Genomic DNA, 12,123 nt, shown 5'->3' with positions numbered 1-12,123 from the left:
GGAAGGCAACAACATGGCAACTCACCCCCAGCCCGAGGTCTGGTTCCTCACCGGGAGCCAGGGCCTCTACGGCGAGGACACGCTCCGGCAGGTCGCCGACCAGTCCCGGCAGATCGCCGCCCGGTTGGACGAGTCGCCGGACATCCCCGTCCGCGTGGTCTGGAAGCCGGTCCTCACCACCAGCACGGACATCCTCGCGGCCTGCCGGGACGCGGCGGTGCAGGGCGCGGTCGGGGTGATCGCCTGGATGCACACGTTCTCGCCGGCCAAGATGTGGATCTCCGGGTTGGACGCGTTGCAGACGCCGCTGCTGCACCTGCACACCCAGGCGAACGTGGCGCTGCCGTGGGACACCATCGACATGGACTTCATGAACCTGAACCAGGCCGCGCACGGCGACCGGGAGTTCGGGTACATCCAGACCCGCCTGGGGGTGGCCCGCAAGACCGTCGCCGGGCACGTCACCGACCCGCGGGTGGTGGGTCGGGTCGGGGCCTGGGCCCGCGCGGCCATCGGCTGGTCGTCGCTGCGGACGCTGCGGCTGGCCCGCTTCGGCGACAACATGCGCGACGTCGCGGTGACCGAGGGGGACAAGGTCGAGGCGGAGCTGCGGTTCGGCGTCTCGGTCAACACCTACGGCGTGAACGACCTGGTGGCGGCCGTCGACCAGGTCGCCGACGCGCAGGTGGACGACCTGGTCAAGGAGTACGACGACGCCTACCGGCTGGACGCCGCGCTGCGGCCGGGCGGGGACCGGCACGACTCCCTGCGGTACGCCGCGCGCCAGGAGATCGGTCTGCGTTCCTTCCTGGACGCCGGCGGCTTCCGGGCGTTCACCACCAACTTCGAGGACCTCGGCGGCCTGCGCCAGCTCCCCGGCATCGCGGTGCAGCGACTGATGGCCGACGGGTACGGGTTCGGCGGCGAGGGTGACTGGAAGACCTCGGTCCTGGTGCGGACGCTGAAGACGATGGCGGTCGGCGTCGAGGGCGGCACGTCCTTCATGGAGGACTACACCTACGACCTGACGTTCGGACACGAGGTGGTCCTCGGCGCGCACATGCTCGAGGTGTGCCCGAGCATCGCCGCCGACGTGCCGACCGCGGAGATCCACCCGCTGAGCATCGGCGGCCGGGAGGACCCGGTCCGGCTGGTCTTCGACGCGGCGTCCGGCCCGGCCGTCGTGCTCGGCATGGCCGACATGGGGGAGCGGTTCCGGCTCGTGGCCAACGTGGTCGACGTGGTGCCGCCGCCGCAGCCGCTCCGCCGGCTGCCGGTGGCCCGGGCGGTCTGGCGGCCCCGCCCCGACCTGGCCGGCTCGGCGGAGGCGTGGATCACCGCGGGCGCGCCGCACCACACCGTGCTCTCCCAGGCGGTGGGTGTGGAGGAGTTGCGCGATCTGGCCGAGATGGCGCGTACCGAGCTGGCGGTCATCGACGGCGACACCGAGCCGCACCGGTTCGCCGACGAGTTGCGCTGGAACCAGGCGTACTACCGGCTCGCTCGCGGCTTCTGACCGCCGGGACCACCGCCACGGGTGGCGTGCGCCGACGTTCGCGTCGGGGCGCGCCACCCGGTTCGTGTCCGGGACGTTACGGCTTGACGTACGGCATGTTATCGCTCACAGTCGATGCATTGGGATCGCCGGCGCCTTCCGCGGGCCGTTCCGTGCTCAGCATGCGCCGCGGTTGCCGTGCGTCCGGTTTCCCCTCAGGCGGGGGCCGCTGTTAACGATCACATGAGGAGGGTCATGGTGGCGACAGGTCGGCTGTCCCGGCTCCTGGCGGGGTTGGTGGCGATGGTGGTCGGCGGGGTGCTGGTGGGGGTGGCCCCCGGGCCGGCCTCGGCGGCGACCGTGGACACCACCGCGTACTACGTGCTGGTGAACCGCAACAGCGGCAAGGCGTTGGACCTGTACAACCAGGCCACCAACGACGGGGCGCGGATCACCCAGTGGACGCGCAACAACGGGGCCTGGCAGCAGTGGCAGTTCGTCGACTCCGGCGGCGGCTACTACCGGGTGCGCTCGCGGCACTCCGGCAAGGTGCTGGACGTGACCGGCGCCTCCACGGCCAACGGCACGGCCGTGGTGCAGTGGAGCGACCACGGCGGGACCAACCAGCAGTTCCGGCTGGCGGACTCGGACGGCGGCTACGTCCGGCTGATCAACCGCAACTCGAACAAGGCGCTGGAGGTGCAGAACGCCTCGACCGCCGACGGCGGCAACATCGTCCAGTACGACGACTGGAACGGCGCGAACCAGCAGTGGCAGCTCGTCCGCGTCGACGGCGGCGGCACCCCGACCGACCCGCCGCCCGGCGGCACCTTCACCAACCCGGCGGTCTGGCAGGACTTCGCCGACGTCGACATCATCCGGGTCGGCGACGTCTACTACATGTCCGCCTCCACCATGCACTACTCGCCCGGCGCTCCGATCCTGCGCTCGTGGGACCTGGTGAACTGGGAGTTCGCCGGGCACTCGGTGCCCCGGCTGGACTTCGGCACGAAGTACGACCTGCCTCCCGGCAGCCGGGCGTACGTGGACGGCATCTGGGCCTCGACGTTGAACTACCGGCCCAGCAACCGTACCTACTACTGGGCCGGGTGCATCGACTTCGCCCAGACCCACATCTACACCGCCGGCGCGGTCGACGGCGCGTGGAGCAAGCTCACCACCATCCCGAACTGCTACTACGACGCCGGCATGCTGATCGACGACAACGACACCATGTACGTCGCGTACGGCAACGGCACGATCAGCGTCGCGCAGCTCTCCGCCGACGGCCGCACCCAGGTGCGGGCCCAGCAGGTCTACCAGACCCCGTCGAACATCGGCACGCTGGAGGGCGCACGCTTCTACAAGCGCAACGGCGCCTACTACATCTGGCTGACCCGGCCGGCGAACGGCCAGTATGTGCTCAAGTCCACCAACGGCCCGTTCGGCCCGTACGAGCAGCGGCAGGTGCTGCTCAACCTGCCCGGCCCGATCTCCGGCGGCGGCGTGCCGCACCAGGGCGGGTTGGTGCAGACGCAGAACGGCTCCTGGTACTACATGGCCTTCACCGACGCGTACCCGGGTGGCCGGATGCCGACGCTGGCGCCGATCACCTGGACCGCCGACGGCTGGCCGCAGGTGCAGACCGTGAACGGGGCGTGGGGGGCGAGCTACCCCAACCCGCTGCCGCTGCATCCGGTCAAGCCGCTCACCGGCACCGACACGTTCGCCGGCACCACGCTCGGCGTGCAGTACGAGTGGAACCACAACCCGGACAACAGCCGGTGGTCGGTGAACAACGGCCTCCGCCTGCAGACCGCCAGCGTGACCAACGACCTCTACCAGGCCCGCAACACGTTGACCCACCGGATCCAGGGCCCGACCTCGACCGCGACCGTCGAGCTGGACTATTCGGCCATGCGGGACGGCGACCGGTCCGGACTCGCCATGCTGCGCGACAGTTCGGCGTGGATCGGCGTCCGGCGGGACAACGGCGCCACCCGGGTGGTCATGACCAACGGCCTGACCATGGCCAGCGGCGCCTGGAACACCACCTCCACCGGGTCGGAGATCGCCAGCGCTCCGGTCTCCGGCGGGCGGATATGGCTGCGGGCCAAGGCCGACATCCGGCCCGGCTCCGGCCGGCAGGCGACGTTCTCCTACAGCACCGACGGGGTCACGTTCGTGCCGCTGGGGAACGCGCTGACGCTCAACAACGCATGGCAGTTCTTCATGGGATACCGGTTCGGCATGTTCAACTACGCGACCCAGGCGCTGGGCGGCGCGGTGACGGTGCGGCAGTTCTCGCTGACGACGCCGTGACACGGGCCACCGCTATCCGCCGTTGAGTCGTCCGGTAATTGCCCGGGGCGGGGGTTCCGAAGTTATCGGAATTGCCCCGCCCCGGGTTCGGCCGTCAATTCCCCGACATTCCGATGCCGCCACTCGAATGGTGATCGATCGCACCGTGACCGGCGCGACCTCTGGCGTAGACTGTCGCCACCCGGGTCGACCCGGTCGACGGCGACCCGTCTCGGCCACGCGGGCATGTGCGAAAGTGAGGTGGCCGTGCGCGGTCCTGCGATGACTGATGTGGCTCGCCTCGCCGGTGTCTCGCACCAGACGGTCTCCCGGGTTCTCAACGGGCATCCGAACGTGCGTGAGCAGACCCGGCTCCGGGTGCAGGCGGCCATCACCGAACTCGGCTACCGGCCCAACCGTGCGGCCCGGACGCTTGTGACCGGCCGGTCCCAGGTGATCGGTGTGGTCGCGCAGAACACCACGCTCTACGGCCCGGCCTCACTTCTGGCCGCGCTGGAACAGGCCGCCGCCGAAGCCGGCTTCGCGGTCAGCATCGGCAGCGTCAGCGACCTCGACCACCGATCCATCTCCGAGGCGGTGGAACGCCACCTCGCGCACCGGGTGGCCGGCATCGTGGTGATCGCGCCGGTCGAGTCGGCCGGCGAGGCGCTCGAACGGCTGCCCCACGACGTGCCGCTGGTGACCGTCGACGGCGATCCCCGCCGGCCGATCCCGCTCGTGACGGTCGACCAGGTCGCCGGCGCGCGGGCCGCCACCCAGCATCTCCTCGACGCCGGGCACCGCACGGTATGGCACGTGTCCGGCCCGTCGGACTGGTTCGACAGCGCCGGCCGGATCGAGGGTTGGCGTGAGGCGTTGCGGCTCGCCGGGGCCGAGGTGCCCCCGCTGGTCCCGGCGGACTGGTCGGCGGCGGCGGGCTACCGGTGCGGGCAGATGCTGGCCCGGATGCCGGAGGTCACCGCGGTCTTCACCGCCAACGACCACCTGGCGCTCGGGGTGCTGCGCGCGTTGCACGAGCACGGCCGGCGGGTGCCCGACGACCTCAGCGTGGTCGGGTTCGACGACGTGCCCGAAGCGGCCTACTTCATCCCGCCGCTGACCACTGTGCGACCCGACTTCGCGGCCGTGGCCCGGGCGAGTCTCGGCCTGCTGCTGGCGCAGATCGAGTCGGCAAGCGTGGGGCCGCTGCGGCGGACCGTGGCCCCGACGCTCGTGCCCCGGCGCAGCGTCGGGCCGCCGCCCCGGCGCTGACCCCTCGCCGGGTGGCGGTCGTCAGCTCCCATCCTTGTCGGTCGGCTCCACCCTGCTCCGGCGGCACTCCGTCCGGCGGCCGACGTCCACCCGGAGGTCGTCGAGATCGTTCTGACCTCGCTACGGCGATCTGACTCGCCGCCGTGCCGGTTGGATGGTGCTGGCCCGCTCGGTGCGTTGAGAGCTGATGGCGTGAATCGACTCACGCTGTCGATGCCGGCCCACGGTCACCGGCGTCCAGCAGTTGATCGACTCCACCTCGGCGAAGTGGCGTGATCCCAGATGCCTCCACCCCGCCACCTCGGCGAAGTGGAGTTGATCAGCGCTGAAACTCCCGCCCTTCGGGACCGTGTTCCACTGAATGGGACGAAAGTAGATCTTGGTACGAAATGGCCCCCATGAGGGCCACTTCGTACCAAGATCCCGCCCGAGCCCGAGCCCGAGCCCGAGCCCGAGCCCGAGCCCGAGCCGTCGACCGTGGGGCGGAGCCGTCGTCGCCGGGTCGCCCGGCCCGGCGACGACGGCGTCTCCGGGGGTACGCGGGTCGGCCGCGACGGCCGGACCCGCGTACCCGGGATCTCAGACGAACCGCCAGCGCTGGTGCGCGGCGCCGGTGTCGTCGGCGAGCACGGCCTGCGCCCCCTGGCTGCCGGAGCCGCCGCTGAGGCCGAGGACCCGGCCGCCGTTGGCGCACTGGATCCGGAAGTAGCCGTTGCCGCCGTGGCGCAGCCGCCACCGGTGGTCGGCGGTGCCGTTGTCGGCCCACTGCACGATCCGGGCGCCGGCGGCGGTGGAGGCGCCCTCGACGCCGAGCACCTTGCCGCTGTGCGAGGCACGCAGCCGCAGGTAGCCGCCGGTGTCCACGAGCGCGGTCCAGAGGTGGTCGGCGGTGCCGGTGTCGCCCCACTGGATGACGAGGCCACCGTCGGCGGTGGACATGTTCTGCACGCCGAGCACGAGCCCGCTGCCGAGGTTCTGCAACCGGCGGGCCCCGTTCGGCAGGAACCGCCACTGGTTGTCCGGGCTGCCGTTGTCCGGGTCCTGCACGGCCATCGCGCCCTGCGCGGTCGAGCCGCCGGAGATGGCGAGCAGCTTGCCGGTGTGCGAGTTGCGCAGCTTGTGGGTGCCGTCGCCGACGTCGACCACGGTCCAGAGGTGGTCGGCGGTGCCGTTGTCGGCCCACTGGAGGATCCGCGCGTTGTCCGCGGTGGACATGTTCTCCACGCCGAGCACCTTGCCGCTGTTGACGTTGCGCAGCTTCAGCGCCGACCCGTCGACGACGAGTTGCCAGTCGTGGTCGGCGGTGCCGGTGTCGCCCCACTGGAGGGCGAGCCCGCCGTCGGCGGTGGACATGTTCTGGACGCCGAGCACGAGACCGCTCGCGGCGTTCGCCAGCCGGAAGCTTGCCTCGCCGCCACCGCCGCTGCTCGTGCCGGCCCGCCAGTAGACCGTGTAGTTGAATCCGTGCGCGTCGTAGAAGGGCCCGAGGTTGACGGTGGCGCCGTTGGCCCGGGCGGTGAACGCCAGCGAGTCGGCGCCGGTCCGGGTGACCGAGCCGGTCTCCAGCGTCGGCAGCGCGCTCAACGTGGTGTTGCCGTAGTTGCCGGAGAGCACCACCGGCCCGTACATGACCGCCTGGACGGCCGCGTCGTCGTTGGCGGCGACCGTGGTCACCCGCATCGGCAGCCGCACGGTGACCACGTCGCCGGAGGCCCAGTCGCGGGTCAGCACGGCGTAGCTGCCCGGCGTGGTGGCGATGCCCTGCGCCGTGCCGTTGACGCTCACCGTCGCCCCGGTGGTCCACGACGGGATCCGGATCCGCATCGTCCAGGATCCGCCCACCGAGCCGGTGACGGTGAGCGTCGTGGTGTCCGAGGCCGGATACGTGGTGCTCTGGGTGACCGTGATGCCGCGCTCGCTCCAGGTGAGCACCGAGGGCAGGAACAGGTTCACGGTCAGCGTGGTGCCGTTGTGGTAGTAGATGCCGTCGGCCAGGTTGGTGTTGGTTTCCAGCCCGGTGCCCTGGCAGCACCAGAAGGAGTTGTAGTCGGTGCTCCACGTGCCGCCGCCCCAGGCCGGGCCGACGCCACGCCGCCCGCCCGGTTTGAGCGGGGTGAAGTAGGTGATGTGGCCGTGGCTGTCGGCCGGGTTCTGCTGGCCGATCATCTGGTTGAGCAGCGCCCGCTCGTAGAAGTCGACGTACGCGACGCGGTCGGGGTCGAGCTGCCACAACTCCCGGGTCAGCTTGAGCATGTTGTAGGTGTTGCACGCCTCGCAGGTGTCGTTGCTCAGGTAGCCGGCGATGGCGTTGGGGGCGCGGAAGTGCTCGGCCTGGCTGTTGCCGCCGATGGCGTACGTGTGCGCGCCGACGGTGATGTTCCAGGCGTTGGTGGCGATGTCGCGGTAGCGGGTGGTGCCGGTGGCCTTGTACTCCCGGGCCGCGCCGATCCACTTGGGCACCTGGGTGTTGGCGTGCAGCCCGTTGAGCTGGTCGGAGTTGGCCGCGAGCGGGTTGAACACGGCCGCGTGGTCGAAGCGCTGGGCGGTGGTCAGCCAACGGGCGTCGCCGGTCTGCTGGTAGATGTCGGTCAGCACCGCGTTCATGCCGCCGAACTCGGTGCCGAGCATGGCCTGCATCTGGGCCGAGCTGAGCCGGCCGGTGCGCCAGTCGACCCAGCCGGCGAGCGCCAGCAGCACGTCGCGGGCCTGCGTGCTGCCGATCAGGCGCCACACGTCGAGCAGGCCGGCGAGCGTCTTGTGGATGCAGTAGTAGGGCACGTTGCCGTTGCTGAGCGTCCGGGCTTCGAGCGCGCTGAAGTCGGACTCGGGGAAGCCGGACAGGTATCCGGTGCTGAAGCCGGCCGCGCCGTTGTTCGCCTGGCACTTCGCCAGCTCGGCGACCATGGTGACCGCCTTGTCCCGGCAGGTGGTGTCGCCGGCCACCGCCCACGCCTGCGCCCAGGCGGTGAGAAAGTGGCCCTGCATGTGGGTGCGGAACGGGAAGTTCGGCGCGTCCCAACCGCCGTTGGTGGCGGCGCCGGCGGTGGAGAGCCGGTGGTTGGCGCGGAAGTTGTAGAGCAGCCGGTTGACGTCGACGAACCGGAGGTAGTTCAGCGTGCGGTTCTGGTTGTCCAACCAGCGGCTGGCGGTCAGTCGTACCTGGCCGGGGTCGAACGTGTAGGCGGAGACGCCGAGGTCCGGACGGGCCGGGGCCAGGGCGGCGCCGGCCGGGCCGCCGCCGGCGAGGGAACCGACGGCGGCGCCGGCCGCGGTCGCGACGGCGGTGGCGCCGGTCGCGCGCAGGAGCATCCGGCGGTTCATCGAAGGAGCGGGCATGAGGGGCCTTTCGTGACGGGACGGGCTGGTGGCGGGGGTACGGGCCGGCGGCGCGGGCCGGGGCCGGGCGGAGGTGCTCCGCCCGGCCGGTGGCTCAGTTGCGCAGGCTCCACTGCTGGTTGGCGCCGCCGTTGCAGGCCCAGAGGATCAGCTTGGTGCCGTTCGCGGTGGCGGCGCCGTTGGCATCGAGACACAGGCCGGACTGCTGGCCGGTGATGGTGCCGTTGCTGTTGACGTTCCACTGCTGGTTGGCCTGGCCGTGGCAGTCCCAGATGATCACGGCGGTGCCGTTGCTGGTGCCCTGGCCGTTGGCGTCGAGGCACTTGTTGCCGAACACCTGGAGTTGCCGCGCCGACGTGTAGGTCCAGCGCTGCATGGTCCCGCCGTGGCAGTCGTAGAGCTGCGTCTGGGTGCCGTTGGTGGTGGTGCCGTTCGGCACGTCGACGCAGCGTCCGGACTGGCCGCCCACGATCTCGACGTTCTGCCGGCTGCCGCCGGTGCTCGCCGCGTAACCGGCGGCGGTGATGTTGGCCTGGACCGCGTCCTCGGTGGCGCTCGACGGGTAGCCGGAGGTCATCACGCCTTCGTAGAAGGTGCCGGCTGCGCCGATGCTGTTGTCCCCGCCGATGCCGAGGATGATCGCGCCTTCCTTCTTCATCGGGTTGTAGCCGGAGGCGTTGGGGCGCTTGCCGTCGTAGAAGGTGGACAGGCCGCCGGACTGGGCGTTGCCGCCGCGGATCGCCCAGTGGTTGGGTTCGCCCTTGACGATGGCGGTCAGGAACCGGTGGCTGATCGACGGGTCGTTGGCGTTGTAGCCGGGGTTGACGCCGGAGAAGAGTCCGTTCTCCAGGTCGGCCATGATCCAGGGGCCGTTGCCGGTGCCGTACCCCCAGACCTTGATGTTGCCGAAGTAGATGGCCTCCATGGTGCCGTTGCCGTTGTCGCGGCTGTTGGTTTCGGCGTTGCCGTAGTCGAAGCAGCAGCCGCCGTTGTAGTGGGTGCCGTCGAAGATGGCGTACATGCCTTCGGGTTGGTCACCCTTGGCGATGCCGTTGGTGTTGTTGTTGCGGTAGCCGGTGCCGGGCGCGACGAAGACGCCGTACGCCTTGCGTCCGCCGAGCGTGACCGGGGCGAGCGTGGCGTCGGCGAGGTTGTCGTAGCCACCGGCGGCCGGGCCGGAGAACCCGCCGGGTGGGGCCTGGGTGAGGTGGTTGCCGCGGCCGGACTGGTCGTAGATGACGCTGATCAGGCAGCTCGTGCCGGCGCAGAACGCGTCCTGGGTGGCGGCGTTGGCGACGTCGCCGGCGGCGAGCGGGGCGACGTCGCGGGTGGTGTTGTCGGACGCGCGTCGCAGCTGGTAGAGCGGCCCGGCGTAGGCGCCGTAGAGCGCGCGGGTGGTGCTGTGCGCGGCGACGCAGGGGGTGCCGCCGGAGGCGTAGATGTCGCAGGGGCCGGTCCCGGCGGCACGCGCCGCGGCGCTGGGAGCGACCACCGCCGCGGTGACCGCGACGAACAGGGCCAGGGGTGCGAGGGCGACGGCCAGGCGATGGCGACGGGTGGTGGGGCCCATCGATCCTCCTCCACGGAGATGACGATCGAGTTAACGCTAACAATTGCCCTTAGCCTGGCGTTCATATAGGCGACTGTCAACACGTCGGTCATCGGATGGACGCGGTGCCGGGCGCGACAAAAGATCCAAAGGCGGCGATGTTAGCGCTCTCACGTACCGCTGCTGGTACAGCAGGCTGTACTTTCCGCCGCCGACGCTGCCGGCGACGGCCGCCATCACCTATCGTGACGCCGGGGGTGGGCCGACGTGGGGTACGTGCGGAGGCGGGTCCGCGCCGCGGTGGACGCGCTTGAGCATCTCGTCGGCGGGTTGGGCACCGCGGTGCTGGCGTGGGGCGTGCTGCTCTGGGCGCTCACGGTGGCCGCCGCCTGCCTGGTCGGCGTCGGGCTGCTGCTGGCGCCCGGCGCGCTGCGCGGGGTGCGCTCGGTGGCCGACCGGGAACGCGCCCGGCTGTCCCGCTGGGGCGGCCCGCTCCCCACGCCGGGGCCGGCGCCGACCGACCTGCGCGCGGCGCTGCGCGACCCGGTCGTGCGGCGGGAACTCGGCTGGACCGCGCTGCACGCGCCCCTCGGCTTCGGCGCCGGGATCGTGGGCCTCGCGCTTCCGCTCACCGCCGTGCAGGACGTCACGTTCCCGCTGTGGTTCCGGCTGCTGCGACCCGAGGACGGCGCGCCGGGGATCGTCTGGTGGCGGATCGACGGACTGCCCGACGCCCTGGCGGTCGGGTTGCTCGGCCTGGCCGGGCTGGTCCTCGGCGTCGCGGTCGGCCCGGCGCTGGCGCGCGTCCAGGCGTGGCCGGGCCGGTGGCTGCTCGCCCCGCCACCCGGGGTCGACCTGTCGATGCGGGTCGCCCAGCTCACCGCCACCCGGGCCGCCGCGCTGGACGCGCACGCGGTGGAGCTGCGCCGCATCGAACGGTCGCTGCACGACGGCACCCAGAACCGGCTGGTCGCGGTGAACGTGCTGCTCGGGGCGGCGCGGCGGGCCCTGCGGCGGGACCCGACCCGGGCCGACGAGATCCTCGAACGGGCGCAGCACGCCGCCGAGCAGGCGCTCGGTGAACTGCGTACGGTGGTGCGCGGCATCCTGCCGCCGGTGCTCGACGACCGGGGGCTCGCCGGCGCGCTCGCCGGCCTGGCCGGCGGATCGACGGTGCCGTGCCGGCTCACCGTGGACGTCTCCGTGCGCTGCGCCGCCGCGGTCGAGGCCACCGCCTACTTCGTGGTGGCCGAGGCGCTCACGAACGTGGTCCGGCACAGCGGCGCGAGCGCGGTCGACGTCGCGGTGCGCCGCGAGCGGGACCGGCTGCTGGTGACCGTCTCCGACAACGGCCACGGCGACGCGGACGAGACCCGCGGGTCCGGCCTGACCGGCATCCGGCGGCGGGTCGAGGCGTACGACGGCCGGATGACACTGACCAGCCCCACCGGGGGGCCGACGAGAATGCACGTGGAGCTGCCATGCGGATCGTGATCGCCGAGGACGACGCGCTGCTGCGCGAGGGGCTGGCGTTGTTGCTGCGGGCCGAGGACCTGGACGTGGTGGCCACCGCCGGCGACCCGGACGAGTTCCTGGCCGCGGTCGACGCGCACGGGCCCGACGTGGCGATCGTCGACGTGCGGATGCCGCCCACCCACACCGACGAGGGCATCGTCGCCGCGGTCGAGGCCCGCCGGCGCCGGCCCGGCCTCGCCGTGCTGGTCCTCTCCGCGTACGTCGAGCAGGCGTTCGCCACCGAGTTGTTCTCGGTCGGCGCCACCGGGCTCGGCTACCTGCTCAAGGAACGGGTCGGGCGGGTCGAGGAGTTCCTCGGCGCGCTGCACCGGGTGGCGGCCGGCGGCAGCGTGATCGACCCCGAGGTGGTCGGGCAGCTGCTCGCCCGTAACCGCCGGGACGACGGCGCGCTGGCCCAGTTGTCGCCGCGCGAGCAGGAGGTGCTGGCGCTGATGGCGGAGGGGCTCGGCAACACCGCGATCGCCGAGCGGCTGTTCGTCACCGAGGGCGCGGTGCACAAGCACATCCGCAACATCTTCGCCAAGCTGCACCTGCCGCCGGACGACCGGGCCGACCGCCGGGTCACCGCCGTGCTGCGCTACCTGAACGACGGCCGGCGCGCCGCCTGAGCGAGGCGACGCGCCGGCCGTGACGC

The 12,123-nt window shown here is 71.8% G+C and carries 7 protein-coding genes; 5 read left to right on the top strand and 2 right to left on the bottom strand.

Annotated features, from left to right (window positions below; all coding sequences use genetic code 11):
- The first annotated feature begins 13 nt into the window (after nt 1-13).
- The 3 genes from araA (at nt 14) to O7613_RS12375 (ending at nt 5,068) form a co-directional block, all read left to right on the top strand.
- A complete protein-coding gene (gene araA, locus O7613_RS12385; protein ID WP_281588561.1) occupies nt 14-1,516 on the top strand; it encodes an L-arabinose isomerase in 1,503 nt (500 codons plus the stop codon).
- 234 nt (nt 1,517-1,750) lie between these two features.
- Nucleotides 1,751-3,817: an RICIN domain-containing protein gene (locus tag O7613_RS12380; RefSeq protein WP_282293947.1), complete on the top strand. Its 2,067-nt coding sequence runs from the start codon at nt 1,751-1,753 to the stop codon at nt 3,815-3,817.
- Nucleotides 3,818-4,078: 261 nt separating this feature from the next.
- Entirely contained in the window at nt 4,079-5,068 is a 990-nt protein-coding gene (locus O7613_RS12375; RefSeq protein WP_281588565.1) for a LacI family DNA-binding transcriptional regulator, read from the top strand.
- A gap of 579 nt (nt 5,069-5,647) precedes the next feature.
- Here O7613_RS12375 and O7613_RS12370 read toward each other — a convergent pair.
- Both O7613_RS12370 and O7613_RS12365 read right to left on the bottom strand, forming a co-directional pair.
- A complete protein-coding gene (locus tag O7613_RS12370) occupies nt 5,648-8,404 on the bottom strand; it encodes a beta-L-arabinofuranosidase domain-containing protein (protein ID WP_282293946.1) in 2,757 nt (918 codons plus the stop codon).
- Between the two features lie 94 nt (nt 8,405-8,498).
- Nucleotides 8,499-9,974: an arabinofuranosidase catalytic domain-containing protein gene (locus tag O7613_RS12365; RefSeq protein WP_282293944.1), complete on the bottom strand. Its 1,476-nt coding sequence runs from the start codon at nt 9,972-9,974 to the stop codon at nt 8,499-8,501.
- 246 nt (nt 9,975-10,220) lie between these two features.
- Here O7613_RS12365 and O7613_RS12360 point away from each other — a divergent pair, with 246 nt between their 5' ends.
- Nucleotides 10,221-11,447, top strand: a complete 1,227-nt coding sequence (locus O7613_RS12360; protein WP_281588571.1) for a sensor histidine kinase — start codon at nt 10,221-10,223, stop codon at nt 11,445-11,447.
- Nucleotides 11,435-12,097 (top strand): response regulator transcription factor, encoded by a 663-nt coding sequence (locus O7613_RS12355; RefSeq protein ID WP_281588574.1) that lies wholly within the window; start codon nt 11,435-11,437, stop codon nt 12,095-12,097. The genes O7613_RS12360 and O7613_RS12355 overlap by 13 nt, the downstream gene beginning before the upstream one ends.
- Nucleotides 12,098-12,123: the final 26 nt, after the last annotated feature.

The sequence above is a fragment of the Micromonospora sp. WMMD975 genome, assembly GCF_029581215.1.
Lineage (GTDB): Bacteria > Actinomycetota > Actinomycetes > Mycobacteriales > Micromonosporaceae > Micromonospora.
This window is presented reverse-complemented; position numbering and strand designations above follow the sequence as displayed.